Consider the following 27000-nt stretch of genomic DNA (forward strand, 5'->3'; position numbering starts at 1 on the left):
GCGGGAGCCGGACCGCTGCGGATTCGGCGGCGCGCCCGGAGGCGAACGCAGCACGGGCGCAGCGGGCAGCGGCGGCGGAGCGGGCGGACTCACGCTTTCGGCGGCGGCCATCGCAGGCGGGGCCGGCGTCGGCGCGGCGGCCGGTGCTTGCACAGGCAGGGCCGGGGCCGTGGCAACGACCGGAGCTTCAGTCGAACGAGGGACCGGCGCCTGGCGCGGCCACCAGACGACGCCTGCAGCGAGCACCACGAGCGCAGTCACAGCCGGCCAGATCCATGCGGGGAGGTTCGAAGACGCACTGGCGGGCACGGCCGACCTGGGCTGCGCATGGATGCCGCGTGCCGGATCGCGTTCGCGGTCGGAGTCGGCCTTGCGCAACGCGTCGAGGATGTAGGACATGCGCGGGATTCTTCAGGGTTCGGTGCGCAGGCGCGGCTCGGGAACGCCGCTCGCGCGATTGAGTTGCATGTAGGTGAGCGGCCCCGCCTGGCCATCGACCGGCAGGCCCTGCGCGACCTGGAAGGCACGCAGGTCGGCCCGCAGGCGCGGATCGAGCCGCACGTTGCCGGTGGGTGGCGGAACGCCGCGGGTGGCCGCCAGCTGCACGGCGACCCACTCGAGGGCGGGGCCGCCCTGCCCGTCCTTCGCCTTGTCCACGTAGCCCGCAGGCGCGCGCCACAAGGTGGCGAAATCGCCTTGCCAGCGGTCGGCCAGGGCGCCGAGCGTCACGGTCTGTTCGGTGCCTGCCGCGCGCAGCGTCGCGGTCTGGTCGGTGAGCCCGACGAGGACCGCGTACGAAGGCTGGCTGGTCTGCGTGTCCAGCGTGACGATGCCAGGTCGTGCCAGTTGCCGGATCAGCGGCAGGCTGAGCTTGGTGCTGAAGCAGCGCACCTGCTCGCGCGCCAGGGCAACGCAGGGATCGCCATCGGGCAGCGGCAGCTTCCAGGCCTGCGCCAGTTCGCGCCAGGCGTCGTCTTCCTCCCGCAGCAGTGTCGGCTTGGCCGGCGGAGCAGCGGGCGCGGGTGTCGCGACCGGCGCAGCCGCCGCGGCAACAGCGGCGGACGCGGGCTGCAGGGCCTGCGGAGAAGCCGCGCCCAGCTTGCGCTGCGCTGCGGCCGGATCGCCCACGTGCGTGGCAGCCGTCAGGAGGCCAGCGCCGGCCGCCAGCACGAGCGCAGCCGCCAGCAGCGAACGGGTGCGGACGCTGCCGGACCGGACGGACCGCGGGAACACCTCGGCCGCTGCGTGATCGACGATGCGTCGGGTCACGTTGCCGTTGCCGCTCGCGTACGCGCCCAGCAGCGCCCGGTCGCACAGCAGGTTGATGCGGCGGGGAACGCCCCCGCTGGCGGCATGCACGCGCCGCAGGGCCGCGCGGTCGAATGGCAGTGGCCGTTCCAGGCCGCAGACCTCCAGCCGGTGGCGCACGTACTGCGCGCTTTCGTCCTCGCCCAGCGCCCGCAGGTGGTAGCGGGCGATCACGCGTTGTGCCAGCTGCTCCAGCTCGGGGCGGGCCAGCATGTCGCGCAGCTCGGGCTGGCCGATCAGGATGATCTGCAGCAGCTTGTGTTCGTTGGTTTCCAGGTTGGTGAGCAGGCGCAGCTGCTCGAGCACGTTGGGCGACAGGTTCTGCGCTTCGTCGATGACCAGCACGTTGTTGCGCCCGGCGGCATGCGACTGCAGCAGGAAGGCGTTGAGCGCGTCGACATGGTCCTTGGCCGTGGCGGCGCGTTGCGCCGTCGCCGGCTTCACCGCGATGCCGAACTCGTGGCAGATGGTCTCGAGCAGCTCCACCGAGCTGAGCTTGGGATTGAAGATGTAGGCCAGGTTGACGTGCGGAGGCACCTGCTCGAGGAAGGAGCGGCACACGGTGGTCTTGCCGGTGCCGATTTCGCCGGTGAGCAGCACGAAGCCGCCGCCGCCCTGCACGCCGTACAGCAGGTGCGCCAGCGCCTCGCGGTGCTGGTCGCTCATGAACAGCAGGCGCGGATCCGGGGCGATCGAGAACGGCTCCTGCTTCAGCCCGAAGAACGCGACATACATGGGCGAAGGATAGCGCGCCGCGGGGCCGGCGCCGTCCGGAATCGCCCGGGTCAGGCCGGTAATGCCACAGTACGGCGCACGTGGCGCACGCGGAAGGCGCTGGCGATGATCAGGAGCTGCAGGCCCGCCAGCACCACCCAGACCTGCCGGAACTGGCCGTGGTCCATCAGCGCGCCGAACAGCAGCGGCGCCAGCGCCTGGCCGACGTCGAGGCCCGAATACACCACGCCGTAGACCCGGCCGGTCGCGTGTTCCGGCGTGGAACGCTTCACGAGCATGTCACGGGAAGGCGACGCGATCCCGCTGGCGAAGCCCATCGCGCCGAACAGCACCGGCACGGCGCCGGCCGGGACCGCGCCGCCGGCGACGGTCAGGGCGAGCAGCGCCGCGATGGCAAAACCGGCGCCGACCACGCGCTCGCAGCGCTCGGGGTCCGAGGCCAGGAAGCCACCGAGCACGGTGCCCCCCGCACTGCACACCATGTACGTCGTGACGCACACGGCGACCAGGCCCAGGGGCATGTCCACCAGCTGCCGTGCCGCCATCGGGGCGAAGGTCTGAACCCCGGTCAGCACGCCGGCGTAAACGAGGAAGAACAGGAAGCACATCCACACGGCGGGAATGCGCAGGAAGTCGAAGCTGCCCTCGCTGGCCGCCGGATCGGCTGCCGTGGCCGGGGGCGCCGGCGGCAGCGCCAGGGTCTCGCGCCGGAACCACAGCAGGACCAGCACGCCGACGGCGACCGCACCGGCAGCGGCCAGGGCGACCCGCCAGTGGAAGGCGAGCGCCAGCGGGACCACCAGGGCCGGCCCCGAGGCCCAGCCGAGGGCGCCCGTGATGCCGTGCACGCTGTACGCGTGGCCCAGGCGCGGCGCGCTTACCTTTCTGTTGAGCAGCGTGTAGTCCACCGGATGGAACACGCCGTTGCCCATGCCCGCGACGATCGCGAAAAAGGCCATCACCCAGTAGTTCGGCGCGGACGCAAAGCCGAAGGCCGCGGCGCCGACCAGCGCCAGGCCGGCGAACAGGACCGGCCGCGGACCGAACCGGTCGACCAGGAAGCCCGAGGCTGTCTGCACGCCGCAGGACACCGCGAAGAAGATCGTCATCAGGAAGCCCAGCTGGGTGTAGCTGACTCCAAACGCATCCTTGAGCCAGGGGAACAGCGGCGGCAGGATCAGCTGGGCGAAGTGGCTCACCATGTGGGCAAGCCCGACCAGGCCGATCACCCCGGCATCGCGCTTCAGGGGAACCGGCGTGGACAGGGCGGCGGACGTCATGGCCGGCATGGTACGGCGGCACGCCGGTTTCCGGAATGCGATGGAAGGACAGAGATCGTCGAAAATCCGCCAATGCCGCGCCTTCGCTCCGTCGTCGCCAACAGCGACGCCCTGCTCTTCCAGCCGACCCATGCGCGCCCGGTGCGCGTGCGTTCGCGCAACATGCCGGCCGACGCGCACTTCGAGCCGCACCGCCATGCCTGGGCGCAGATCGCCTACTGCGCCAGCGGCATCGTGCAGGTCAGTGCCGCGGACGCGGGCAGCGCGACCGGCGAGGTGACCTACATCGTGCCGCCCTCGCGGGCGGTCTGGATCGCGCCGCGCGCGCTGCACTCGGTGCACGTGATCGAGGCCGCGCACTTTCGCACCCTCTACATCGACGCCTCGGTGGCGCCGCCGGACTGGAGCGGCTGCCGCGTGCTCGTGGTGTCGCCGCTGCTGCGCGAGCTGGTGCCCGCGCTCGACCAGCCCGGCCTGGCGCGTGCGCGGGAGAGCCTGCTCACGGCATTGCTGCTGGACGAGCTGCGGGGCGCCGACACCCAGGCACTGGGCGTACCGCTGCCCCCGGCGCAGACGGCGGACAAGCGCCTGCGGGCTTTGTGCGAGGCCGTGCTGCGGGCGCCGGCGGATAAGTCGACGCTGGCGCAATGGGCGGCAGAGGTAGGCGCCAGCGAACGCACGATGGCGCGCCTGTTCCGCGAGCAGCTGGGCATGGGCTACCAGCAGTGGCGGCAGCAGGCCGTGCTCGCCCATGCGCTGCCGCTGCTGGCGCGCGGCGTGGCGGTGGGACAGGTGGCCCTGGCGAGCGGCTACGCCAGCGAAAGCGCGTTCACGGCGATGTTCAAGGCGGCGATGGGCCAGCCGCCCAGCCGCTTCCAGCCGCGCGCGGCGGCGTGATCAGAGCGCCGCTCGAACGACCAGTCCGGCGGCGACCAGCAGCGAAACCAAGGCGAAGCCCTGCTGCAGCCGTGGTCCGCGCAGGCGTTGCGCCCACGCCCGCCCCGCGAGCAGCCCGGCGATGGCGCCGGCGGCGAACGGCGCCGCCACCTCCCAGGCCACGTGGCCTTGCGCCGCCGCGAGTCCGGCCGCGCCCAGGGACACCAGCGCGATCACGCCCATGGAGGTGGCGACCACGCCCTGCATCGTGAGGTCGGTCAGCAGCAGCAGCGCCGGCACCAGCACGAAGCCGCCACCGACCCCCAGCAAGCCGGACAGCAAACCCGTCAGGCCGCCGGTGAACACCAGCACACCTGCGCAGGCGCCAGTCCAGCGAAGCCGGCCCGTCGCGGGATCGCGCCGGCACGGCGTGCCCGCCGGCCGCGCCGCTTCCTCGCCGCGCAATTCGCGGTGCGCCTGCTGCAGCGTGCGCGCGGCCGCCAGTGCCAGCACCGCGGCGAACAACACGATCAGCGGGCGCTCGGGCAGGCGGTGGGCAAGCCATTGACCGACGGGCGCCATCGCCAGCCCCGCGGCCGCCATGACCCCGGCGGCGCGATAGCGCAAGGTGCGCGCCCGCAGCGCCAGCACCGCGCCCACGCCGGCGGCGAGCGCCACGGCCAGCAGGCTGATCGGCGCGGCCTGGGCGACCGTGAGGTGCAGGCCGAACAGCAGCAGCGGCACCGCGAGGATGGCGCCGCCCGCACCGGTGAGCGCCAGCACGAAACCCACACCGAGGCCCAGCGCCGGGGCCAGCAACGCGATGGACATCGCCTTACTTTCCGGTGCGCAGGACAGGCGCGCGGTGCCCGCCGAGGTCGTGCACCGCCATGCCGGCGAGCATGGCCAGCGTGAAGACCAGAGCCTGCCAGTGGCCGGCGCCCAGCGACACCAGCGCCGGTCCCGGACAGAAGCCGGCCAGGCCCCAGCCCACGCCGAACACCAGGCTGCCGATCACCAGCGGCCGGTCGATCTGGCGGCTGGTGGGCAGGTGCATTACACCGCCGAAGAAGGCGGTGGTGCGCCGGCGCGCAAGGGCAAAGGCCAGGAGGCCGACCAGGATGGCTCCGCCCATGACGAACGCCAGCGAAGGATCCCAGGCACCGGCGAGGTCGAGGAAGCCCTGCACCTTGCCGGGATCCGTCATGCCGGACAGGATCAGGCCCAGGCCGAACAGCAGGCCGGCCAGGAATTCGAAGATTCGGTTTCTTGCGTGTTGCATTGCGTCCTCCTCAAGCGGCCAGGTGCCGCAGCACGAGCACGGTGACGAAGCCGGTGCCCATGAAGGCCAGGGTGGCCACCAGCGAGCGCGGCGACAGGCGCGCGAGCCCGCACACCCCATGGCCGCTGGTGCAGCCGGAGCCGTGGCGCGTGCCCCAGCCCACCAGCAACCCGGCGACCACCAGCAGGCCCGGTCCGGCAGCGATGCGGGGCGCCACCGGCGTCGCGAACAGCGCCCACACCACGGGCGCGGCCAGCAAGCCGGCGAGGAAGGCGACGCGCCATCCGGTGTCGCCGGTGCGCGGCTTCAGCAGGCCGCCCACGATGCCGCTGATGCCCAGCAGGCGTCCATTGACCAGGATGAACATCCCCGCGGCGGCTCCCAGCAACAGCCCGCCCGCCAGCGAGGCCCAAGGTGTGAATTGACTCCAGTCGATGCTCACTTGCGGCTCCTTTTCGTCTTGCCCGGGGCTGCGCAGAACTGCGCATACAGCACTTGCAGGACGGCAAGCGCCTGCGGGCTGGCAATGCTGTAGAAGATGTTCTTGCCGTCGCGGCGGGTCTCCACCAGGTTCTCCTCGCGCAGCACGGCCAGCTGCTGCGACAGCGTCGGCTGCTGGATGCCCACGGCCTCCTGCAGCTCGCCGACGTTGCGCTCGCCCTCGGCGAGCTCGCACAGCAGCAGCATGCGGTCCGGGTTGGACAGCACCTTCATCAGCGCGCAGGCCGCCTCCGCGGCATCGCGCATCGCGGCCTTGTCGACGACCGGCTGGTCCAGGTCTGGGCTCATCACTTTAACCTTTGACAATCTATTGATTTGTATATTATCATGCCTTCCGTTGCCCTGCAAGGAGCCCGCGCCATGCGACCGATCGTCCAGTCCTTCTTCGACCCCGCCACGTTCACCGTCACGCACGTCGTGTACGAGGCGCCCGGGTCCGCCTGCGCGATCGTCGACCCGGTGCTGGATTTCGATGCGAAGTCCGGACGGACCCGCACCGCGTCCGCGCAAAAGGTGGCGGACTTCGTGCGCGCGCAACGCCTGTCCGTCGAATGGATCCTGGAGACCCATGCGCATGCCGACCACCTGAGCGCCGCGCCCTGGCTGCGCGAGCAGCTCGGCGGCCGCATCGCCATCGGCCACGACATCACCCGGGTGCAGGGCGTGTTCAAGAAGCTGTTCAACCTGGAGCCGGAGTTCGCCACGGACGGGCGCCAGTTCGACCACCTCTTTGCCGACGGCGAGCGCTTCCGCATCGGCAATCTCGAGGCCCAGGCGCTGGGCATGCCGGGCCACACCCCGGCGTGCGTGGCCTACCAGGTCGGCGACGCCGTGTTCGTCGGCGACACCCTGTTCATGCCGGACGTGGGCACCGCGCGCTGCGACTTCCCCGGCGGCGATGCGCGCACCCTCTACCACTCGATCCGACGCCTGCTGGCGCTGCCCGGCGACACGCGGCTGTTCATGTGCCACGACTACCCGCCGGCCGGCCGCGAACCCCACTGGGAGACCAGCGTCGCCGAGCAACGCGCGGCCAACATCCACGTGCACGACGGGGTCAGCGCGGACGATTTCGTGGCGATGCGCACCGCGCGCGACGCGACGCTGGAGATGCCCAACCTGATCCTGCCCTCGGTGCAGGTGAACATCCGCGCGGGGCACTTGCCGCCCCCGGATGCGAACGGCGTGGCGTACCTCAGGATCCCGGTGAACGCGCTCTGAGCGCGGCGCCGGCGCCGGCCGGTGGACCTACACTCGCGGCGTGACCATCATCCGCAGTGCCGGCCTGCTCATGTTTCGACGCCGCGCGGGGACGCCCGAGGTCCTGCTCGCCCACCCGGGCGGACCCTTCTGGGCGCGCCGCGACGCGGCGTCGTGGACGCTGCCCAAGGGCGAGATCGGTCCGGGGGAAGATCCGCTGGATGCGGCGCGGCGTGAGTTCCTGGAGGAAACCGGGTTTGCGAGCACCCCGCCCTTTCTTCCGCTGGGCGAACTGCGGCAGAAAAGCGGCAAGCGCATCAGCGCCTGGGCCTTTGAGGGCGATGCAAATCCCGCCGACCTGGTGAGCAACCGGTTCGAGCTCGAATGGCCGCCGAAGTCCGGCCGGCTGCAGTTCTTTCCGGAGGTCGACCGCGTGCACTGGTTCGACCCGGACGAGGCCCGGCGCAAGCTGATCGCCGGCCAGGCACCTTTCATCGACAGCCTGCTGCAGTACCTGGGCGGAACGGCGCAGAGCGCGCACGTCGCGCCGTGACGCTGCGGGCAATCCGCACGCCACCGCGCAGCCATTCCTCCAGCATGCTTGTCGACGGTTGAATGCGACAGCGCCCAGGAGCGCTGCGTGCCGGCGCTTGCGCCGGCGTTCAGGCCGTGGCGAAGGCCGGCTGGCGCGAGCGGGCCGTACGGGCCGCACGGGCCGCAAGCAACCCGGTATCCACGAGTTCTTCTTCCTCTTCTTCCCGGACCGGCAGCTGGGCTTGCGCGGCATGCTGCCAGGCGGCACGGATCGCCTGCAGAGCTTCCTCGATGCCCAGCTTGGAGTCTCCCTTGATGCGCAGCCAGTTGGCGCACAGCGACTTCTCGGCGTCCTCGTAGCAGCCGCCGTATTGGGCGAACCCGATGTAGCCCGCGCAGTAGGCCGGCGCGTAGTCCTCGTAGCTGCAGTCCTTGCGGTAGTAGGCCTCGCCGAAGTAGACGCTCTGCCAGTAGGCGTCCTCCAGCTCGGCGTTGACGCGGCCGTCGACGCAGATCTCCGGGTCATCTTCTTGTTCGTGCCAAAAGTCCTGTGCGATGGCGGTCATGGCCAGCTCTCCGTGTGTGTTTGCTGGAGGAATGATCTCCAAGCGCCCGTCACGGCCGCGTAGGACGCCTGCGCTGCGGTGCTGTCGGAGGCCGTACCCGCACCGTGCAGGCGGCCCTCCCGGGCCCACGCACGACAGGGACGATGGGCGTGTTCTTTCCGCCAAGGCCAGCGGTGGCGCGGCATGCGCGCGGACCAGCTGGCGTCCAGCGGCCGTGTCGCGTGCGAGGCTTGCGTCATCCCGGCCAGCCCGGATACTCGGCGGCATATCGGAGGCAAGCATGGAAATCAGGGACAAGGTGGTGGTGGTGACCGGCGGTGCCAGCGGCATCGGCGCCGGCATGGCGCAGCGCTTCGCCCGGGACGGTGCGCTCGGCGTGGTGGTTGCCGACGTGAACCTGGAACGCGCGCAGGGCGTGGCCGCGGGCATCGGAGCACAGGCGATTGCCGTGCGCTGCGACGTGAGCCAGGAGTCGGACATCCAGGCGTTGGTACGCCAGGCGCGCGAACGCTTCGGCCGCATCGACGTGTACTTCTCCAATGCCGGCATCCTCGGACGCATGGGCGGCATCGAGCTGGAGGACGCCCTGTGGGACAAGATGTGGCAGATCCACGGCATGGCGCACGTGTGGGCGGCGCGCGCGGTGATTCCCGAAATGGTGGAGCGCGGCGACGGCTACTTCCTCATCACCGCATCGGCGGCCGGCCTGCTGAACATCGTCGAGTCGGCGCCGTATGGCGTGACCAAGCATGCCGCCGTGGCGATCGCCGAGTGGCTGCGCATCGCCTATGGCCGCAAGGGCGTGCGCGTGTCTTGCCTGTGCCCGCAATCCGTGCAGACCGACATGACGCGCGACGGCACCGGCTCCGCCGGCATCAACGGCGTGCTGACGCCGGAGCAGGTGGCCGACGTGGTGCTGCAGACCATGCGTGAGGAGCGCTTCCTCGCCTTGCCCCACCCCGAGGTCGCCAAGTACTTCCAGGCCAAGGGCCAGGACTACGACCGCTGGCTCGGCGGCATGCAGAAGCTCTACGCCCAGCACATGGGCAAGCAGGGCGCCTGATTCAGCGACCGAACAGCCCGACCAGGCCGGTGACGATCAGGTACAGGGCGATGATGTAGTTGAGCAGCTTCGGCATGAGGAGGATCAGGACGCCTGCGATCAAGGCCGTGACCGGACCGATGTGCTGGAGATAAGGCATGGGCACTCCACGGATTGGGAGGGCCAGTATGCGGCGCGGCGCCGCTGTCGTGGGGCGCCCGCCCGAAGCGGAAGCCGCTTGACGCAGGGCAAGGCGAGCGCGGCCGGGCATCCCCACAATCGGTGCATCATGGCCAAGAAGTTCCCGATCCACCCTGCGCATCCCGAACGCACCTGCTGGGGCTGCGACCGCTACTGCGCGGCCGACCAGATGATCTGCGGCAACGGCACGGAACGCACACAGCACCCGATCGAGACCTTCGGCGAAGGCTGGGAGCGCGAAGGGCTGGATCCGTTGCGGCCCGCGCAGGACGCGGCCGCCGAGGGCGGTTGAGGCCTCAGGCCGGGACGGCCCAGTCCGGGCGCTCGTCGCGCTCGCTGTCGATCACCACCAGGTACTGGCCGGCAAAGGGAACGGACTCGCCGGCGGCCGTGGCGTTGCTGCGCCGGCCGTCCAGCACGCCGTAGCTGTCGAGGAAGGCCACCAGGGTGGGCGGCAGCAGCACGCGCCCGTCCGACTGCGCGGTGCCCAGCAGCGCACGGTGGCGGCCGAGTGCGGCGCGGGCCTGCAGGCGCAGCGCGCCGTAGCCGGTTCCCGTGGCATCGCGGGCGCGCTGCGTCCCGAAGTCGTACACGCGCGCGGCGAATGCGCGGCCCGCGTCCGACACCGAAGCCTGGGGGAACACGCCGCAAGGGGTCTCCAGGCAACCGGGCCGCAAGGGGCTGCCGGTCGAAGCCGGCGATGCGCCCACCAGCTCGTAGCGGCCGGGCAGCAGGCGCCAGAACAGGAAAGCCACCTGGATCGCGGGGCTGCTATCCACGACCAGCACGTACTGCGGCTCGGTCGCCACGCCGGGATGGCCGGCCAGTTCGGCTTCGGCGAGGCTGGCGTAGATCCAGGACTCGGAGGTCGGCACCTGCAGCTTCTGCGCCACCGCGGCGTCGAAGCGCAGCGCCAGCTCGCGCGGCGTGCAGATGCCGGCGGCCAGCGCGCCGATTGGGTTCACCGTGGCCGCCGCGGCCGCGAGCAGCAGGCCTCGGCGAGACAGGGCGGGAACGCGGTTCGTTGGCATGCTACCGATTTTGCAAACCGGGCACGCCGGCACCTTTGCGCTGCGTCAACAGTTGCGGAAGTCCAGTGCGGGCGCGCCCCCCAGGGCGCCCGACCTTCCTTCAGTTGTCGGTGGCGTGCGGATCGATGCCGGTCACCACGCGGGCATAGCGCTGCTCGCTCCAGTACGCGGAGGCCCAGTCGATCAGCACGACCATCCGGTTGCGAAAGCCGATCAGGAAGTAGATGTGCGCGAACAGCCAGAAGACCCACGCGAACCAGCCGCTGAACTCGATGCGCCGCCAGGGCGTCCAGAGATCGACCACGGCGGAATTGCGGCCGATGGTCGCGAGGTTGCCGTAGTCGCGGTAGCGGAAGGGCTGCGTCGCTTCGCCGCGCAGCCGCCGCAGGATGTTGGCCGCGGCCGCGCGGCCCATCTGCTTGGCGGCCGGCGAGACACCGGGCACCGGCCGCGGCGAATGCCCGGGCAGATGGCTCTGGGCCGACGCCAGGTCGCCCACCACGCTGATTTCGGGATGTCCGGCGAGGCCCAGGTCCGGCTCCACCGTGACGCGGCCCGCGCGATCCACCGAGGCGCCGGTCGACTCGGCGAGCTGGCGGCCCAGGGGCGAGGCCGCCACGCCGGCCGCCCAGATGATGCAGCGACTGGCGATGCGCAGGCCGGGGACGTCGCCGGGCTGCTGCAGCTCCAGGCCATCGGCATCCACGGCCACCACGCGCGAGCCCACGCGCACCTCGACCCCGAGCTTCTCCAGCTGCCGCCGGGCGCTGGCGCTGAGCGCCTCCGGCATGGCCTGCAGCACGCGCGGTCCGCCTTCCACCAGCAGGATGCGCGCCTGCGCCGGATCGATGTGGCGGAATTCGCCCGGCAGCGTGCGCCGCGCGATCTCCGCCAGCGTGCCCGCCATCTCCACGCCCGTGGGCCCCGCACCGATGACGACGAAGGTCAGCCAGGCCGCACGCACCGCAGGGTCTGCTTCCTTTTCCGCGGCTTCGAACGCCAGCAGCACCCGCCGCCGAATGTCGAAGGCATCGGCCAGCGTCTTGAGGCCGGGGGCGAACGGCGCCCAGTCGTCGCGGCCGAAGTAGCTGTGGGTGGCACCGGCAGCGACGATCAGGTGGTCATAGGGCAGCCGCAGGCCGTCGCGCAGCTGCACGGCACGGGCGGCGGCATCGATGGCCACCACCTCGCCCAGCAGCGTGGTGACGTTCTCCTGGTGCCGGAACAGATGGCGCACCGGCGCGGCGATGGCCGGCGCGGACAGTCCCGCCGTCGCCACCTGGTACAGGAGGGGCTGGAACAGGTGGTGGTTGGTGCGGTCGACGATCGTGACGTCGAGGTCGGCCCCGCGCAGCGCGCGGGCGGCCTCCAGGCCGCCGAACCCGCATCCGATGATCACGACCCGCGGCTTGCTGCTCGGGATGGACACGGCGGATCAGTCTAGCAGCCGGTGCTTGAGTGCGTAGTACGTGAGGTCGCTGTTGGAATGCGCCTCCAGCTTGCGCATCAGGCGTGCGCGGTAGGTGCTGACGGTCTTGGCGCTCAGCGAGAGTTCGGCCGCCACCTGCCCGGCGGTGCAGCCCTGCGCCAGCTTGAGGAACACCTGCAGTTCCCGCGCGGACAGCTGCTCGTGCAGGCCGCCCGGCGTGGGCGCGATCACCTGCGAGGCCAGCAGTTCGGCGACCACCGCCGTGATGTAACGGCCGCCCTGCGCGACCCGGCGGATCGCGTCGCAGATCTCCGAGGGCTCGCACGCCTTGTTCAGGTAACCGCTGGCGCCGTTGCGGATCAGCGGCACGGCGTACTGGTGCTCCGGATAGCCCGACAGCACGAGCACGGCGACGTGCTCGGCCTTCGCCCGGATCATGGTGAGCGCGTCGATGCCGCTTTGCCCGGGCATGTCCAGATCCAGCAGCAGCACGTCGATTTCCTGCGTGCGCACCAGGTCGATCGCCTCGCGCCCCGAGGCGGCCTCGGCCACCACGCGGATTCCTTCCTGGTCGTCCAGGTAGCCCCGCAACGCGGTGCGGGTGATGGGATGGTCGTCTGCGATGCCCACGCGCACGGCGCGCAGGTTCCACGGCCCCTGGGAAGGGGCCGCGGCCTGCTCGCGTTCGCTGGTGCGGTGCAGCTTCACGGCGTCGTCCTGTCGCTCGCGGGCCTGCGCGGCCCGACGAGGCCATTAGGAAACGACGTCCAGTAAGGCTTATGTAGTCATGCTCCTACGCGACCGTAGGGAATTCTTGCATCATGCTCCCAGATCCGCTCAGGCGGCCTCCGCCTCACGGCGGATGCCCTGCCCCTCGCCGAAGTGGAATACCCCTGGCTCGCGCACGGGATCCACTTCCACCGGGATCACGCTCTTGGGCGGGAAGCGCCCTTCCAGGATCAGCCGTGACAGCGGGTTCTCGATGCGCTGCTGGATTGCCCGCTTGAGCGGCCGCGCGCCGAACACCGGATCGAAACCGACCTTGGCCAATTCCTCCAGCGCCGCCGGCGACACCTCCAGCTGCAGGTCCATCTTCGCAAGCCGCTGCTCCAGCACGCCCAGCTGGATCTTCGCGATCCGCCCGATATGCTCGGCGCTCAGGGCGTGGAACACCACCGTCTCGTCGATGCGGTTCAGGAACTCCGGGCGGAAGTGGTTCTTCAGCTCGTCCCACACCGCCTCCTTCACGTCCTCGTAGGGCTTGCCCACCATCGCCTGGATCATGTGCGAGCCGATGTTGGACGTCATCACGATCACCGTGTTCTTGAAGTCCACGGTGCGGCCCTGGCCGTCCGTGAGGCGGCCATCGTCCAGCACCTGAAGCAGCACGTTGAACACGTCGTGGTGCGCCTTCTCGATCTCGTCGAACAGGATCACGCTGTAGGGCTTGCGGCGCACGGCCTCCGTCAGGTAGCCGCCTTCTTCGTAGCCCACGTAGCCGGGAGGCGCGCCGATCAGTCGGGCCACCGAATGCTTCTCCATGAACTCGCTCATGTCGATGCGGATGAGGTGCTCCTCGCTGTCGAACAGGAAGTACGCCAGCGCCTTGCACAGCTCGGTCTTGCCGACACCGGTGGGGCCGAGGAACAGGAAGGAGCCGGTCGGCCGGTTCGGATCGGATAGGCCGGAGCGCGAGCGGCGGATGGCGTTGGCCACCGCGGCGATCGCCTCGTCCTGGCCGACCACGCGCTCGTGCAGCTTGCCTTCCATCAGCAGCAGCTTCTCGCGCTCGCCCTGCATCAGCTTGGACACGGGAATGCCGGTCGCGCGCGCCACCACTTCGGCGATCTCGTCGGCGCCGACCTGCGTGCGCAGCAGCTGCGGCTTGCCGCTCTTGGCCTTGCCGGTCTCGCTGTCCTGCGCTTCCTTCAGCTGCTTTTCCAGCGACGGCAGCTTGCCGTACTGCAGTTCGGCGACCTTGTTGAAGTCGCCCTTGCGGGTGAACTCGTCGATCTGGTGGCGCAGCTTGTCCATTTCCTCGCGGATCTGCGCGCTGCCCTGGGCCGAGGCCTTTTCCGACTTCCAGATCTCTTCCAGGTCGGACGTCTCCTTCTTCAGCCGGACGATTTCTTCCTCGATGAGCGACAGGCGCTTCTGGGAAGCCTCGTCCTTCTCCTTCTTCATCGCCTCGCGCTCGATCTGCAGCTGGATCATGCGGCGGTCCAGGCGATCGATCGCTTCCGGCTTGGAGTCGATCTCGATCTTCACCTTGGATGCGGCCTCGTCGATCAGGTCGATGGCCTTGTCCGGCAGGAAGCGGTCGGTGATGTAGCGGTGCGAAAGCTCCGCCGCCGCGACGATGGCGGGGTCGGTGATGTCGACGCCGTGGTGGGCTTCGTACTTGTCCTGCAGGCCCCGCAGGATGGCGATGGTCGCCTCCACCGTCGGCTCACCCACCAGGATCTTCTGGAAGCGGCGCTCCAGGGCGGCGTCCTTCTCGATGTACTTGCGGTATTCGTCCAGCGTGGTCGCTCCGACGCAGTGCAGTTCGCCGCGTGCCAGCGCCGGCTTGAGCATGTTGCCCGCGTCCATGGCGCCTTCGGCCTTGCCGGCGCCCACCATGGTGTGCAGTTCGTCGATGAAGACGATGGTCTGGCCTTCGTCCTTGGCCAGTTCGCTCAGCACGTTCTTCAGGCGCTCCTCGAATTCGCCGCGGTACTTGGCACCGGCCAGGAGGGCCGCCATGTCCAGCGACAGCACGCGCTTGTTCTTCAGCGTCTCGGGCACTTCGCCGGCGACGATGCGCTGCGCGAGACCTTCGACGATGGCAGTCTTGCCTACGCCGGGCTCGCCGATCAGCACGGGATTGTTCTTCGTGCGCCGCTGCAGCACCTGGATCGCGCGGCGAATTTCCTCGTCGCGGCCGATCACCGGGTCGAGCTTGCCCATGCGGGCGCGCTCGGTCAGGTCCAGCGTGTACTTCTTCAGCGCTTCGCGCTGGCCTTCGGATTCCGCGGAATTCACGTTCTGCCCTCCCCGCACCGCATCGACGGCCGATTCCAGCGACTTGCGCGACAGCCCGTTCTCGCGCGCGATGCGGCCGATGTCCTGCTTGGTCTCGGCGACGGCCAGCAGGAAGTTTTCGCTGGCGATGAACTGGTCGTTGCGCTTGAGGGCTTCCTTCTCGGACTGCTGCAGCAGCGCGGCGAGGTCGCGGCCGACCTGGATCTGCTCCTGTCCCTGGACCTGCGGCAACTTGTGCATCGCACCCTCGGACGCCGCGAGCAGGCCCTGCACGTTGACGCCAGCGCGCTGCAGCAGCGCACGCGGCCCGTCTTCCTGTCGCAGCATCGCCACCAGCAAGTGCGCCGGTTCGATGTACGCGTGGTCGTTGGCGAGCGCGAGGCTCTGCGCGTCGCCCAGGGCTTCCTGGAATTTGGTGGTGAGTTTGTCGAGTCGCATGAAATACTCCGTTACGGCCCAGATAGGCGTAGACCGGTACTTTTCAAGGCCGGACTGTAGGCCGCCGTCGCCCGTCGGTGGGGTGACTAGAATCAAACCTCATGCAGATCCACCAGATGTCGGTCAGCTACCTGCCGGAGCAGGACCGCATCCTCATGCGCGTCAACACCGTCGAGGGTGAGGAAATGCGCATGTGGCTCACCCGACGCCTGCTGGTGGGACTGTGGCCCCTGCTGTCCAAGTTGCTCACCGAGCACCTGCTCAAGCTGGAGTCCGCCGGGGCTTCACTTGCGGGCGCGACGCCGGAACTCAAGAAGATGCTGGCGGACTTCCGCAAGGAAGAGTTCCTGCAGCACGCCGACTTCGACACGCCGTACAAGGAGGAGCAGCAGCGCCTGCCCCTCGGCGAAGAGCCGCTGCTGGTGACCGACGTCGACGCGACGCCGCTGGCCACCGGGCCGCTGCGCCTGAATTTCAACGAACGGCCGCCCAAGGGCGACACCAAGCCTCGCAGTTTCCAGATGGAGATGCAGCCCAAGCTGATGCAGGGGCTGATGCACCTGCTGGACCAGTCGCTGCTGCAGGCCGGTTGGCGCGAGCCCTTCGTGCCGGTGGCGGCGGTGGAACCCGCCGCCGACGACGACGCGGCCCGGCCGCGGCACTTGCACTGAAGCAGAAAAGCGGCCCGCGGGCCGCTTCGTTCTTCGTGGACTCAGTTCACCTTGTCGAGCGTGAAGCCGGCGACCTGCTTGTACTCCTCGGAGATCCGGCGCAGTTCGTCCGGGCTCACGAGCTCGTCGATCGTGCCCGGGAACGGCTGGCCCCCGCTCAGCTCGTCGGCCTTCATGATGATGAAGTCCGGCGGCACGGTGCGGTTGGTCTCCACCACGCGCGCGGTCGCGGGCAGGCGTTCGGCCTCGTAGCGTTGCAGCACCTGCTGCGGGTCGCCGCCCGCGGCGAGCATTGTCGACAGCGCCGCCGCGTCGAGCAGCGCCTGCGCGCTGCCGTTGGAGCCGCGCGGATACATCGGATGCGCCGCGTCGCCCAGGAAGGTCACGCGGCCGAAGGACCAGCGATCCACCGGGTCCTTGTCGACCATGGGGTACTCCAGGATCTCGCTCGCGTTGCGAATGAGCGCGGGCACGTCCAGCCAGTCGAAGGTCCAGTCCTGGTAGATGTGCAGGAAGTCCTCGAGCCGGCCGGGCTTGTTCCAGTCGTTCATGCCCGCCTGGGGCTGGCGGATCTCGGCCGTCCAGTTGATCAACTGGTTGCCCTGCCCGTCCACGTCGTCGACGATGGGGTAGATCACGATCTTGCCCGTGTCCACCGTGCCGATGCGCATGTAGGTCTTGCCCGTGAGGATCGGCCGGCGCACCGTCACGCCGCGCCAGGTGTTGATCCCGGCAAAGGCGGGCTTCTCCAGCGGATAGAACTGGCGGCGCACCGCCGAATTGACGCCGTCGCAGGCAATGACGATGTCGGCCTGCACCGAAGGACGCAGCTGGCCGCGCGCGTCCTGGAAGGCCAGCGTGACCTCGTTGGCGTCCTGCTGAAGGCCGACGCAGCGATGGTCCAGGTGGATGCGCGCGGAGCCCAGGCGCTGCAGCGCCGCCTGGAACATCACGCCATGCAGTTTGCCGCGGTGCATGCCGAGCTCCGGCACGGCATAGCCCGCATGCCGCCCGCGCGGCTCGCGGAAGATGAACTGCCCCCAGCGGTTGAAGAACACGCTCTCCAGGTTCTCGATGCCCAGCGCCTCCAGCTGCGGCTGCAGGCCGAGCGCCGCCAGCTCGCGCATCGCGTGCGGCAGCAGCGTGATGCCGACGCCCAGTTCCTTCACTTCCGGCGCGGATTCGTAAACGTCGCAGGCGATGCCGCGCTGGTGCAGGCCAAGCGCCAGCGCGAGGCCGCCGATGCCGCCCCCGACGATTGCGATGCGCATGGTCATTCGGCCTTGATGTTCGCGGTGCGGATCAGGCCGGCCCAGCGGTCGGCGTCGCGGGAGACGAGCTTGCGGAACTCCTCCGGCGTGCTCGACGCGGGATCCATCCCCTGGGTCGAGAAAGCGGTGCGCACCTCGGGCGAAGCCAGGATGTCGCGCAGCTCGTGGTTCAGCTTCTGCACCTGCTCGGGCGGCGTGCCGGGCGGCGCGAAGATGCCGAACCACATGTCGACGTTCACGTCGCCGGCGTGCGCCTCCTTGAGCGTCGGCAGGTCGGGTAGCAGCGGATGGCGCTTGTCGCTGCCGATCCCCAGCGCGACCAGCCGCCCGGACTTCACGTGCGGCAGGGCGACGTGGATCGGCAGGAACATCGCATCGACCTGGCCGCCGAGCAGGTCCGTCACGGCCTGCGCGGTGCCGCGGTACGGAATGTGGGTGAGGTACACGCCCGCGGTCTGCTTGAGCAGCTCCATGGACATGTGGTGCGGCGTGCCGACGCCCGGGCTGGCGTAGTTGAGCTTGCCGGGCCGGGCCTTGGCGGCCTGGACCAGGTCGGCCGCGGTCTTGAAGCCGGCCGAGGGCGGCGCCACCAGGATGAGCTGGCCCCAGCTGGTGAGCGACACCGGCACGAGGTCCTTCACCGGGTCGAAGGGGAGTTGCGGGTACAGCCCCTTGTTCATCACCAGCGTGTTCACGCTGACGAGCAGTGTGTTGCCATCCGCCGGCGAGCGCACCACGGCCTCGGTGCCGATGTTGCCGGAAGCGCCAGTGCGGTTCTCCACCACCACCGGCCGGTTCAGTCGCTGCCCGAGCCGGGGCCCGACGGTGCGGGCCACGATGTCGATGCCGGTGCCCGGCGTGAACGGGACGATCAGTTTCAGGGGCACGCCCGCTGCCGGGACAGCCTGCGGCGCCTGGGCGACGGCGCCCAGGGAAAGGAAGGCGAGAGCGGCTGCGGCCGCACGTTGCAGCGGGTTCATTGCGTTTCGGGCTTGCAAGTTGGCATGCTAACGATTATGGAATGGCCGCCCACAGTGCACAATCAGCGCATACCCGGAACAATGAAACGAGACTTGCCCGCCCCGACCAAAATGCCCGCCAGCCTGTCCCGGCTGTATGCCCGCCCAGGGTTCCTGCTGCGCCGCGCGCACCAGATCTCGGCGGCCGTGTTCGAGGACGCCTGCCGCGAGCTCAGCATCACGCCCGCGCAGTTCGGCGTGCTGACGGTCCTGCAGGCCCACCCCGGAATGGGCCAGTCCAGCCTGGCGCGGGCCCTGGGCTTCGACAAGGTCACGGTGCTGAGGGTGCTGCGGGGTCTGCAGGCCCGCGGGCTGGTTTCGCGCGGCCCGGCGGAGGAGAACCGCCGCAATGTGTGCGTGACCCTCACCCCGGAAGGCGAATCGGTGCTGCAGCAGGCCCAGAAGCCGGCCGAAAAGGCCTACAAGCGGCTGATGGGCCCGCTGGACAAGCAGCAGCAGGAGCAGCTCCTGCACCTGCTGCAGCTGCTCACGGGGGAGCTGGAAGACGAAGCCCGGGCGGCCTTCGTGCCGCCGGCCACGCCAGCGCCGCGTCAGGCGGCCTGAAGCCCTGCCCGGTATGCTCGGCGGCATGCCGAACACCGAACCCCGCTTCCGCCCCCTGCGCCGGCTGTTCCTGGCCAGCATGCTCATGCTGGCCGCCGGCCTGGCCCAGGCGCAGTCCGCCACCCCCATCCGCATCCTGGTGGGTTTCCCGCCAGGCGGCGGCACCGATGCCATTGCCCGCGCCCTGGCCGACAAGCTGAAGGACCAGCTGGGCGCCCCCGTGGTGGTGGACAACCGGGCCGGGGCAGGTGGCCAGATCGCCGCGCAGGCGCTCAAGGTGGCGGCACCGGACGGGCACACCTTCTTCCTGAGCCACGACCACTCGATCTCCATCCTGCCGCTGGTCACCAGGAACGCCGGCTTCGACCCGGCGGTCGACTTCGTGCCGGTGGCTGGCTTCGCCACCTTCGCCAACGCGCTCGCCCTCTCGGGCGGCACGCCCGCGAAGTCGGTGGCGGAGTACGTGCGCTTCGTGCAGTCCCCCGGCGGCAAGGACACCATCGGCGTGCCGGCCCCCGCCTCGATCCCGGAGTTCCTGGTTGGCATGATCGGCAGCAAGTACAAGCTGGACCTGCAGGCTGCACCCTACCGCGGCAGCGCGCCCATGATGGGCGACATGCTGGGCAACCAGATCCACGCGGGCGTCGCCTCCATCCCCGACTTCATCGAGAACCACAAGGCAGGCAAGCTGCGCGTGGTGGCCGTGATCGGGGAGAAGCGCCAAGCGATCCTCCCGGACGTGCCGACCTTCGCGGAACTGGGCATCCCCGGCCTGGAAGAACTGCCCTATTACGGCATCTTCGCGCCCGCGGGCACGCCGCCGGCGGTGATCGAGCGCTTCAACCAGGCGCTGGCCAAGGTCGTGGCGATGCCGGAAGTGCGGGACCACCTGACCTCGATGGGCCTCACGGTGGCGTACCAGCCGCAGGCGGCGTTCGCCAAGCGGGTGCAGGGGTACACGCAGAGCTGGGACAAGATCATCAAGGCGAGCGGCTACCAGGCGAAATAGCGGCCACGCTCGACCATGAAGGCGGCGCGATGCGCCGCTTTTTTTTGGCGTGCCGGAAACCGTTCGGCTCCGCGCTGCGTACTGGTCTCGGCGGCACCAACGTGCGCCATCCCCAGAACCCACCAAGGAGCATCCATGTTCGAACTCAACCGGGCCCCGCGCGGCCAGGCCGGCGCTCTCCAGCGGGAGGAGCGCATGAGCCGGAAGCATCCCGTCGCCGCCCTCGCGCTGCTGCTGTGCGCGACCGGCGCCATCGCGTCCAGCCACCGCGAAGCGCCCTACATCGCCAGCCAGCCCAAGGTGGACGCCACCGACCTCTATGCGTTCCGCAGCTACGAGCCCGGGCGGCAGGACTTCGTGACCATCCTGGCGAACTACATGCCCTTCCAGGACCCGCAGGGCGGGCCCAACTTCTACATGTTCGATCCCAACGCGCTGTACGAGATCCACATCGACAACAACGGCGACGCGGTGGAAGACCTCACCTTCCAGTTCCGCTTCACCAACACGTCCAAGGACCAGGCGCTCAGCGTGGGCGGCAAGTCCACCAAGATCCCGCTGATCAACAGCGGCACCATCAGCGGCGTGAACGCCGCGGCGCTGAACGTACGCGAGACCTACAACGTCACCCTCGTGCGCGGCAACCGGCGCGGCGGCAGTTCCGGCGCCATCAGCGGACCCAGCGCCGGCAGCTTCGACAAGCCGGTGGACAACATCGGCGAGAAGACCTTCCCGGGCGGCTATGCGGCTTACGCCAACCAGCACATCCATGCCCTCAACGTGCCCGGCTGCGCCACGCCGGGACGCGTGTTCGTCGGCCAGCGCAAGGAGCCGTTCTACATCGCGGTCGGCAAGACCTTCGACCTGTTCAACCTCAATCCGCTCGGACCGGAAATCGGCGGCAACAACAACGACCTCGAAGGCAAGAACATCAGCACCATCGCCCTGGAGCTGCCGATCGCCTGCTTGACGGCTGCGGGCGACCCGGTGATCGGCGTCTTCACCACCGCGAGCCTGCGGCAGGCGCGGCTGGTCGACGGCACACCGGCCACCGGCCTGAACAACGCGACCCGCGAAGGCGGCGCATGGACGCAGGTCTCGCGCCTGGGCATGCCGCTGGTCAACGAGGTGGTGATCGGCCTGCCGGACAAGGACCGGTTCAATGCGGGCAAGCCCAAGGACGACGCGGCGCTGCTGGACTACGTCACCCATCCGGCGCTGCCGGCGCTGATCGAGTCGCTGTTCCCCTCGGCCAAGGCGCCCACCAACTTCCCGCGCACGGACCTCGTGACCGTGTTCCTGAAGGGACTGGAAGGGCTCAACCAGCCGAAGAACGTCACCCCCTCGGAGATGCTGCGGCTGAACACCTCGATCGCACCGGTCGCGGCGGCTTCGCAGAACCCGCTCGGCGTGGCTGCTGGCGACAACGCGGGCTTCCCGAACGGCAGGCGCCCGGCGGACGACGTGGTCGACCTGTCGCTGCGCGTGGCGATGGGCGCGCTGTGCGTGCTCACCGGCACGGGCGACAGCCTGAAGGTGGGATGCAAGCCTTCCGACGCGCCGGCGGGCGGCCTGCCCCTCACGGACGGCGTGCGCAAGACGGCGGCGAACTTCGGGTCGGGCTTTCCTTACCTCACGACGCCGCTGCCCGGCAACCTGAACCCCGCGCCGGCCGCCGGCACGAGCTTCCCGTGACGCGAAGGAGAACGAGCATGTTGCGAATCCAACTGCAAGGCGCGGTGGCGCTCGCGCTGACAGTGCTGGCGCTCGCGGGTTGCGGAGGCGGAGGCGGCGGCGGAGGCGGCGGTGGCGCCGATCCGGCCGGTCCCGGTGCGGCCACTGCGGGTTCGCAGGTGCCGGGCTCCGCGCAACAGTCCGTCGGCGGCCTCATGGCCTTCCTCAAGGAGCTGATCGCGCAGTCCTCCGACACCACCGAGCCGGTGGTGCTGGGCAACGCGGTGCTGCCGACGGCGGACACGTCGGGCCCCGAGCCGGTGAACTGAGTGCGCGAGACGGCGCCGGGCCCCACCCTCGCGGTGCGACCCGGCGCTTTTTCCACGAAAGCCACGAATGCTCCGCACCGCCGTCGCCCTCCTGGCCCTGTCGTGGGCGCTGTCCGTCCGCGCGCACGAATTCTGGGTCCTGCCCGATCGCTTCCAGCTGGCGGGCCCGGGCCCCGCGACCCTGTCGCTCGCCGTCGGCCAGGAGTTCACCGGCGATCGCGTCGGTTTCTCCCGTGCGCTGCTGGCGCAGTTCGAACATCTGTCCGCCGAGGGACGGGCCGACCTGCGCGCGCGCGTCCCTGCCGACGGCGCCGCGGCCTCGTGGCGCGTCGACCTCACGCGTCCGGGCACGCACGTGCTGGCGATCACGACGGAACCGAGCGAGATCGTGCTGCCCGCCGAGAAGTTCAACGACTACCTGCGCGCCGAAGGCCTGCAGGCCGTGCTGCGCGAGCGCGAGCGCACCGGTCGCAGCGAAACCGAAGGACGCGAGCGCTACCGCCGCAACATCAAGACGCTGGTCCAGGTGGGCGCGCGCGGTGACCCGACCTATGCGGTGCGCACGGGACAGCGGCTGGAGATCCTGCCGCTGTCGGATCCCGCGCGCGCGCGCAGTGGCGAGCCGCTGTCGTTCCGGTTGCTGTTCGACACGCGGTCGCTACCGGGCGCGCTGGTGAAGTTCTGGCACCGCCGCGGGGAGCAGGTGCAGCTGCTTTCGGCGACCACCGACCGCGAAGGCCGCGTCGCGTTCACGCCGCCCGAGGCGGGCACCTGGATGGCCAGCGTGGTCCACATGATCCCGGCGACCGATCCGCCAGCCCACGACTGGGACAGCTACTGGGGCAACCTGACCTTCGCGCTGCCGGAATGACCCGGGCCCGGCGCGCAGGGCACCCCGCCTCAGCCGTTGCGGCTGGCGATGCCCCAGCGCTGCAGCGCCGCGTCGTCGGCGACGCGCGCATCCACCCAGCGCTCGCCCTCCGGGGTGCTCTCCTTCTTCCAGAAGGGTGCCTGGGTCTTCAGGTAGTCCATCAGGAACTCGCAGGCGCGGAAGCTCTCGCCCCGGTGGGACGAAGTCACCACCACCAGCACGATCTGGTCCTGTACCTGCAGCGGCCCGACGCGATGGATCACGCGCGCGCCACGGATGGCGAAGCGGCGGAACGCCTCGTCGATCATTTCCTCGATCGCCTTTTCCGTCATGCCCGGGTAATGCTCCAGCTCCATCGCGCTGACGCTGCTGCCGTCGTTGCGGTCGCGCACAGTGCCGATGAAGCTGCACACCGCACCCACGCCGGGATCGCTGCCGCGAAGCGCCGCGATCTCGGCGTTCACGTCGAAGTCGCCGGCCTGGATGGTGACGCGTGCCGCGGCCATGCGCGCCTCAGCCGCCGGTGACCGGCGGGAAGAACGCGACTTCGCAGCCCTCGCGCAATCCGGCGGACTCATCGCTCATGTCCTGGTCGAGCGCCATGCGCACGGCCTTGCCGCGCGCGAGCGCCGACGCATAGGGCTCCCCGCGGGCGATCAGCTCGTCGCGCAAGGCGCCCAGGGTCGCACTGGACGTCTGCAGGCCCTCCTGGCCCTGCCCCAGCGCCTCCCGGATGGAGGCGAAGTACCGGATGCGGACGGTCACGGCGGCGCCTTCGGCCTGCGCTTGCCGTTGCTCGCCCTGGGAACGGCCGTGGGCGCTCATGCCAGCAGCTCCGCCAGCGGCAGGAAGCGCACGGAGGCTCCGCGCGCGATCGCCTGCCCCGCGGGCACGTCGACCAGCCCGTCGGCCCACACCGTCGAGGTCAGCACGCCGGAACTCTGGTTGGGAAACAGCTCGACACCGCCCTGCGCATTGCGGCGCGCGCGCAGGAATTCCCGGCGCTTGTCGGCGCGCGGCCAGTCGAAGTGCGCCGGCAACTGCACCGCCTGCGGCTCCACTTGCGTGGCGCCCTGCAACTTCAGCAGGAACGGCCGCACCAGCAGCACGAAAGTGACGAAGCTCGACACCGGATTTCCCGGCAAGCCGATGAAGTACGTGGGCGAGCCCCCCGAATGGGTGGCGGAGCCCTCCCCCGCCTGGCGGGCGAGGGTCGGGCTGGGGGTGCCGCCATCAGGACGAGCCGCCTGGCCGTGGATGGCTTGCGGAGCAATCCATCCAAAGGCAAAAGGCTTGCCCGGCTTCATCGCGATCTGCCACAGGTCCAGCGTGCCGAGCTGCTGCACGGCGGGCTTGATGTGGTCCTCCTCGCCGACCGACACGCCGCCGCTGGTGAGGATCAGGTCGTTGCCCGCCGCGGCGTCCTGCAGCGCCTGCACGGTCGCCTCGCGCTGGTCGGGCACGATGCCGAGGTCCTGCACCTCGCAGCCCAGGCGCAGCAGCAGGCTGCGCAGGAAGAAGCGGTTGGAGTTGTAGATCGCGCCCGGCTTCATCGCCTCGGGTGCAACCACACCGGGCATCACGAGTTCGTCGCCGGTGGAGAACAGCGCCACGCGAGGCCGGCGCGCCACCAACAGCCGATCACGCCCGATGCTGGCAGCGAGGCCCTGGGCGGCCGGCCCGATGCGCTCGCCACGCGACAGCACGGTGCTGCCGCGGGTGATGTCTTCGCCGCTGCGGCGAATCCACTGGCCCTGCGAGGGCACGCGCTGGATGCGCACGCGGCCGTCGGCCATCGCCTCGGTGTCTTCCTGCATCACGATCGCGTCGGCCCCCGGCGGAACCGGGGCGCCGGTGAAGATGCGCGCGGCGGTGCCGGGCTGCAGCGGCTGCGGCGAGGCGCCCGCGGGAATGCGCTGGCTGATGGACAGCGGCACGCCCTCGTCGGCGATCTCGGCGCTGCGCACCGCATAGCCATCCATGGAGCTGTTGTCCTGCGGCGGAACCTGGAGCGGCGAGACCAGGTCTTCGGCCAGCACGCGGCCGTCGGCGTCGAAGGTCGCCACCGTCTCGGCATCCCCCAGTGCGCGCGCCTGGGCCAGCAACGCCTGCAGGGCGTCGTCCAGCGCAAGCAACGGCGGGCGGGGGGCGTTCACGCGTAGATCTCCGGGACGTAATCGAAGCGATCGCCATTCTCGACCAGCCACTCGGCGATTGCATCCGGGTCGTTCAGATCCATCACGGGCCTCAGGGTGGCCTCGGGAAGCTGCTCCGGCGAGTCCGTCGCGATCGCGACGATGAAGTCATCGTCGGGATAGCGGGCCGGCTTCTGCGCCTCGGCGCGCCACACCTCGACCTTCAGAAGGTTGCTGTCCTTGAAGCCCTCCACCAGCACCCAGTCCACGCCCTCCCACAGTTCCGCCAGGAGGTGGTGGACGCTGAGCTTCGCAGGCTGCTCGAACTCGCGCATCAGGGCAAGGCGGCGGTCGGATGCGACCACCACCTCGAAGGCGCCGGCCTCGCGGTGACGATGGGTGTCCTTGCCGGGGCGGTCGATGTCGAAGTCGTGGTGCGCATGCTTCACCACGGACACCCGCAGGCCGCGCAGCTTGAGCGCGGGGATCAGGCGTTCCACCAGGTGCGTCTTCCCCGAGCCGGAATAACCGGCGAAACCGACGACCTTCATGCGCAATGGGCGGAGATGAATTGCTTCACCTTCTCCGCATCCGCAGGCAGCACGGTGACGCGCTTGGGCAGTTCCTCGATGCCGGCGAACCGGGCCGGGCGATCCGGTTCGCGGCCCAGGGCCTCGACGATCGTGCCGGCGAACTTGATCGGCAGCGCCGTCTCCAGCACCAGCATCGGAATGCCGCTCTGCAGGTGCTCGCGTGCAACCTTGAGGCCGTCGGCGGTGTGCGTGTCGATCATTGCGCCGAAGCGCTGCCAGGTGTCGCGGATGGTCGCGAGGCGATCGGCGTGCGTGCTCTTGCCCGACACGAAGCCGTACCGCTCGCGGGCGACGAGCACCTCGTGCGCCAGCTCGAAGCGGCCCTTGGCCACCAGTTCTTCCGCGAACAGGTAGCGCACCCTGGCGCCGTCGCGGCCCAGCAGGTCGAACACGAAGCGTTCGAAGTTGCTGGCCTTGGAAATGTCCATTGAGGGGCTGGAAGTCTCGTAGGTGTCCTGGCTGGCACGCACGCGGTACACCCCGGTGCGAAAGAACTCGTCGAGCACGTCGTTCTCGTTGGTGGCCAGCACCAGTTGCGCGATTGGCAGCCCCATGCTGCGGGCCACGTGGCCGGCGCAGATGTTGCCGAAGTTGCCGGATGGCACAGCGAAGCTCACCTGCTCACCGTCGCCCTGCGTGGCCTGGAAGTAGCCCGCGAAGTAGTACACGACCTGGGCCACCAGCCGGGCCCAGTTGATCGAGTTGACCGTGCCGATGCGGTGCTTGCGCTTGAAGGCGAGGTCGTTCGACACGGCCTTCACGATGTCCTGGCAGTCGTCGAACACGCCCTCGACAGCGAGGTTGTGGATGTTGGCGTCCTGCAGGCTGAACATCTGCGCCTGCTGGAAGGGGCTCATCCGCCCGTTGGGCGAGGTCATGAAGACCCGCACGCCTTTCTTGCCGCGCATGGCGTATTCGGCCGCGCTGCCGGTGTCGCCGGAGGTCGCGCCCAGGATGTTCAATTCCTCGCCGCGCCGGGCCAGTTCGTATTCGAACAGGTTGCCCAGCAACTGCATCGCCATGTCCTTGAACGCGAGCGTCGGGCCGTTGGACAGGGCTTCGAGGAAGACGCCGTCTTCCAGCTTCTTCAGCGGGACGATCTCCCGGGTGCCGAAGACCTCGGGCGTGTAGGTCTTGCGGCAAAGTGCGCGCAGGTCCGCGGGCGGGATGTCGTCGACGTAGAGCGACAGGATCTCGAACGCAAGGTCGGCATACGGCAACCCGCGCCACTTCGCGAGGGTGCCCGCGTCGACCTGCGGATACTGCTCGGGGAGGTAGAGGCCGCCATCGGGCGCGAGTCCTTCCAGCAGGATCTCGCAGAAATGCTTGCGGTCGGGATGGCCGCGGGTGGAGAGGTACAGCATCATTGCCCGCCGGGCCGCCCCAAGGGCAATGAAAGCCCCCTCGGGGGGCAGAG

At 69.8% G+C, this 27000-nt stretch carries 30 protein-coding genes and 1 pseudogene; 11 read left to right on the forward strand and 20 right to left on the reverse strand.

Annotation, left to right across the window (positions count from 1 at the left end; all coding sequences use genetic code 11):
• The 3 genes and pseudogenes from AC1DSA_RS23575 to AC1DSA_RS23585 form a co-directional block, all read right to left on the reverse strand.
• Positions 1–399: pseudogene (locus AC1DSA_RS23575) on the reverse strand (general secretion pathway protein GspB); the annotation flags it as partial.
• Positions 400–411: 12 nt separating this feature from the next.
• Entirely contained in the window at positions 412–2043 is a 1632-nt protein-coding gene (locus AC1DSA_RS23580; protein WP_477893340.1) for an AAA family ATPase, read from the reverse strand.
• A gap of 50 nt (positions 2044–2093) precedes the next feature.
• Entirely contained in the window at positions 2094–3323 is a 1230-nt protein-coding gene (locus tag AC1DSA_RS23585) for an MFS transporter (RefSeq protein WP_477893341.1), read from the reverse strand.
• 72 nt (positions 3324–3395) lie between these two features.
• Between AC1DSA_RS23585 and AC1DSA_RS23590 the strand changes: the two genes are divergently transcribed.
• A complete protein-coding gene (locus AC1DSA_RS23590) occupies positions 3396–4220 on the forward strand; it encodes an AraC family transcriptional regulator (RefSeq protein WP_477893342.1) in 825 nt (274 codons plus the stop codon).
• Here AC1DSA_RS23590 and AC1DSA_RS23595 read toward each other — a convergent pair whose 3' ends face one another.
• From AC1DSA_RS23595 to AC1DSA_RS23610, 4 genes are read right to left on the reverse strand one after another with little or no spacing between them, the layout of a single operon-like run.
• Complete coding sequence (locus AC1DSA_RS23595) at positions 4221–5030, reverse strand: sulfite exporter TauE/SafE family protein (protein WP_477893343.1); 810 nt, start codon at positions 5028–5030, stop codon at positions 4221–4223.
• A 4-nt stretch (positions 5031–5034) separates the two neighbouring features.
• Positions 5035–5481 carry a DUF6691 family protein gene (locus tag AC1DSA_RS23600; RefSeq protein ID WP_477893344.1) on the reverse strand — a complete coding sequence of 149 codons (447 nt, stop codon included), beginning with the start codon at positions 5479–5481 and terminating at the stop codon, positions 5035–5037.
• A 10-nt stretch (positions 5482–5491) separates the two neighbouring features.
• A complete protein-coding gene (locus AC1DSA_RS23605) occupies positions 5492–5923 on the reverse strand; it encodes a YeeE/YedE family protein (protein ID WP_477893345.1) in 432 nt (143 codons plus the stop codon).
• The gene (locus AC1DSA_RS23610; protein WP_477893346.1) at positions 5920–6270 is read right to left on the reverse strand and encodes a metalloregulator ArsR/SmtB family transcription factor; all 351 of its coding nucleotides are present in this window, start codon (positions 6268–6270) and stop codon (positions 5920–5922) included. The genes AC1DSA_RS23605 and AC1DSA_RS23610 overlap by 4 nt, the downstream gene beginning before the upstream one ends.
• 72 nt (positions 6271–6342) lie before the next feature.
• Between AC1DSA_RS23610 and AC1DSA_RS23615 the strand changes: the two genes are divergently transcribed.
• Both AC1DSA_RS23615 and AC1DSA_RS23620 read left to right on the forward strand, forming a co-directional pair.
• Positions 6343–7203, forward strand: coding sequence for an MBL fold metallo-hydrolase (locus AC1DSA_RS23615; protein WP_477893347.1), 861 nt, complete (start codon positions 6343–6345; stop codon positions 7201–7203).
• Between the two features lie 40 nt (positions 7204–7243).
• Complete coding sequence (locus AC1DSA_RS23620) at positions 7244–7735, forward strand: NUDIX hydrolase (RefSeq protein ID WP_477893348.1); 492 nt, start codon at positions 7244–7246, stop codon at positions 7733–7735.
• A 109-nt stretch (positions 7736–7844) separates the two neighbouring features.
• Here AC1DSA_RS23620 and AC1DSA_RS23625 read toward each other — a convergent pair whose 3' ends face one another.
• Positions 7845–8282 carry a hypothetical protein gene (locus AC1DSA_RS23625; protein ID WP_477893349.1) on the reverse strand — a complete coding sequence of 146 codons (438 nt, stop codon included), beginning with the start codon at positions 8280–8282 and terminating at the stop codon, positions 7845–7847.
• 280 nt (positions 8283–8562) lie between these two features.
• On the opposite strand from AC1DSA_RS23625, the gene AC1DSA_RS23630 reads away from it, so the two are divergent.
• A complete protein-coding gene (locus tag AC1DSA_RS23630; protein WP_477893350.1) occupies positions 8563–9345 on the forward strand; it encodes an SDR family oxidoreductase in 783 nt (260 codons plus the stop codon).
• A gap of 1 nt (position 9346) precedes the next feature.
• Here AC1DSA_RS23630 and AC1DSA_RS23635 read toward each other — a convergent pair whose 3' ends face one another.
• Complete coding sequence (locus tag AC1DSA_RS23635) at positions 9347–9484, reverse strand: DUF3096 domain-containing protein (RefSeq protein ID WP_477893351.1); 138 nt, start codon at positions 9482–9484, stop codon at positions 9347–9349.
• Between the two features lie 129 nt (positions 9485–9613).
• Between AC1DSA_RS23635 and AC1DSA_RS23640 the strand changes: the two genes are divergently transcribed.
• Complete coding sequence (locus AC1DSA_RS23640) at positions 9614–9817, forward strand: DUF3079 domain-containing protein (RefSeq protein WP_477893352.1); 204 nt, start codon at positions 9614–9616, stop codon at positions 9815–9817.
• A 4-nt stretch (positions 9818–9821) separates the two neighbouring features.
• On the opposite strand, the gene AC1DSA_RS23645 is transcribed toward AC1DSA_RS23640, so the two are convergent.
• The 4 genes from AC1DSA_RS23645 to clpB all read right to left on the reverse strand — a co-directional run bounded on the left by AC1DSA_RS23645 (position 9822) and on the right by clpB (position 15447).
• A complete protein-coding gene (locus tag AC1DSA_RS23645; RefSeq protein WP_477893353.1) occupies positions 9822–10556 on the reverse strand; it encodes a hypothetical protein in 735 nt (244 codons plus the stop codon).
• A gap of 100 nt (positions 10557–10656) precedes the next feature.
• A complete protein-coding gene (locus AC1DSA_RS23650) occupies positions 10657–11985 on the reverse strand; it encodes an NAD(P)/FAD-dependent oxidoreductase (RefSeq protein WP_477893354.1) in 1329 nt (442 codons plus the stop codon).
• A gap of 6 nt (positions 11986–11991) precedes the next feature.
• A complete protein-coding gene (locus AC1DSA_RS23655) occupies positions 11992–12621 on the reverse strand; it encodes a response regulator (RefSeq protein ID WP_477893396.1) in 630 nt (209 codons plus the stop codon).
• Between the two features lie 201 nt (positions 12622–12822).
• A complete protein-coding gene (gene clpB, locus AC1DSA_RS23660) occupies positions 12823–15447 on the reverse strand; it encodes an ATP-dependent chaperone ClpB (protein ID WP_477893355.1) in 2625 nt (874 codons plus the stop codon).
• 101 nt (positions 15448–15548) lie between these two features.
• Between clpB and AC1DSA_RS23665 the strand changes: the two genes are divergently transcribed.
• Complete coding sequence (locus AC1DSA_RS23665; RefSeq protein ID WP_477893356.1) at positions 15549–16118, forward strand: hypothetical protein; 570 nt, start codon at positions 15549–15551, stop codon at positions 16116–16118.
• A gap of 41 nt (positions 16119–16159) precedes the next feature.
• Here AC1DSA_RS23665 and AC1DSA_RS23670 read toward each other — a convergent pair whose 3' ends face one another.
• Positions 16160–17389 (reverse strand): flavin-dependent oxidoreductase, encoded by a 1230-nt coding sequence (locus tag AC1DSA_RS23670; RefSeq protein WP_477893397.1) that lies wholly within the window; start codon positions 17387–17389, stop codon positions 16160–16162.
• Between the two features lie 2 nt (positions 17390–17391).
• The gene (locus AC1DSA_RS23675) at positions 17392–18369 is read right to left on the reverse strand and encodes a tripartite tricarboxylate transporter substrate binding protein (protein ID WP_477893398.1); all 978 of its coding nucleotides are present in this window, start codon (positions 18367–18369) and stop codon (positions 17392–17394) included.
• A gap of 93 nt (positions 18370–18462) precedes the next feature.
• On the opposite strand from AC1DSA_RS23675, the gene AC1DSA_RS23680 reads away from it, so the two are divergent.
• The 5 genes from AC1DSA_RS23680 to AC1DSA_RS23700 all read left to right on the forward strand — a co-directional run bounded on the left by AC1DSA_RS23680 (position 18463) and on the right by AC1DSA_RS23700 (position 22855).
• Complete coding sequence (locus tag AC1DSA_RS23680) at positions 18463–18972, forward strand: MarR family winged helix-turn-helix transcriptional regulator (protein ID WP_477893357.1); 510 nt, start codon at positions 18463–18465, stop codon at positions 18970–18972.
• Positions 18973–18997: 25 nt separating this feature from the next.
• Entirely contained in the window at positions 18998–19981 is a 984-nt protein-coding gene (locus tag AC1DSA_RS23685) for a Bug family tripartite tricarboxylate transporter substrate binding protein (RefSeq protein WP_477893358.1), read from the forward strand.
• A gap of 195 nt (positions 19982–20176) precedes the next feature.
• On the forward strand, positions 20177–21676 hold the full coding sequence (locus tag AC1DSA_RS23690; protein ID WP_477893399.1) for a DUF4331 domain-containing protein: 1500 nt from the start codon (positions 20177–20179) through the stop codon (positions 21674–21676).
• A 17-nt stretch (positions 21677–21693) separates the two neighbouring features.
• Positions 21694–21984 (forward strand): hypothetical protein, encoded by a 291-nt coding sequence (locus tag AC1DSA_RS23695; RefSeq protein ID WP_477893359.1) that lies wholly within the window; start codon positions 21694–21696, stop codon positions 21982–21984.
• A 67-nt stretch (positions 21985–22051) separates the two neighbouring features.
• Entirely contained in the window at positions 22052–22855 is an 804-nt protein-coding gene (locus tag AC1DSA_RS23700) for a DUF4198 domain-containing protein (RefSeq protein ID WP_477893360.1), read from the forward strand.
• Positions 22856–22884: 29 nt separating this feature from the next.
• On the opposite strand, the gene AC1DSA_RS23705 is transcribed toward AC1DSA_RS23700, so the two are convergent.
• Genes AC1DSA_RS23705 through thrC form a run of 5 tightly spaced genes read right to left on the reverse strand, consistent with a single transcriptional unit; the run spans position 22885 to position 26947 of the window.
• A complete protein-coding gene (locus tag AC1DSA_RS23705) occupies positions 22885–23361 on the reverse strand; it encodes a molybdenum cofactor biosynthesis protein MoaE (RefSeq protein ID WP_477893361.1) in 477 nt (158 codons plus the stop codon).
• 7 nt (positions 23362–23368) lie between these two features.
• Positions 23369–23620 carry a molybdopterin converting factor subunit 1 gene (gene moaD, locus AC1DSA_RS23710; RefSeq protein ID WP_477893400.1) on the reverse strand — a complete coding sequence of 84 codons (252 nt, stop codon included), beginning with the start codon at positions 23618–23620 and terminating at the stop codon, positions 23369–23371.
• Between the two features lie 56 nt (positions 23621–23676).
• Complete coding sequence (locus tag AC1DSA_RS23715; RefSeq protein ID WP_477893362.1) at positions 23677–25011, reverse strand: molybdopterin molybdotransferase MoeA; 1335 nt, start codon at positions 25009–25011, stop codon at positions 23677–23679.
• Entirely contained in the window at positions 25008–25541 is a 534-nt protein-coding gene (gene mobB, locus AC1DSA_RS23720; protein ID WP_477893363.1) for a molybdopterin-guanine dinucleotide biosynthesis protein B, read from the reverse strand. Before mobB ends, AC1DSA_RS23715 begins: the two co-directional genes overlap by 4 nt.
• Positions 25538–26947: a threonine synthase gene (gene thrC / locus AC1DSA_RS23725; protein WP_477893364.1), complete on the reverse strand. Its 1410-nt coding sequence runs from the start codon at positions 26945–26947 to the stop codon at positions 25538–25540. Before thrC ends, mobB begins: the two co-directional genes overlap by 4 nt.
• Positions 26948–27000: the final 53 nt, after the last annotated feature.

This window comes from Ramlibacter sp. P4_H7 (assembly GCF_056400765.1).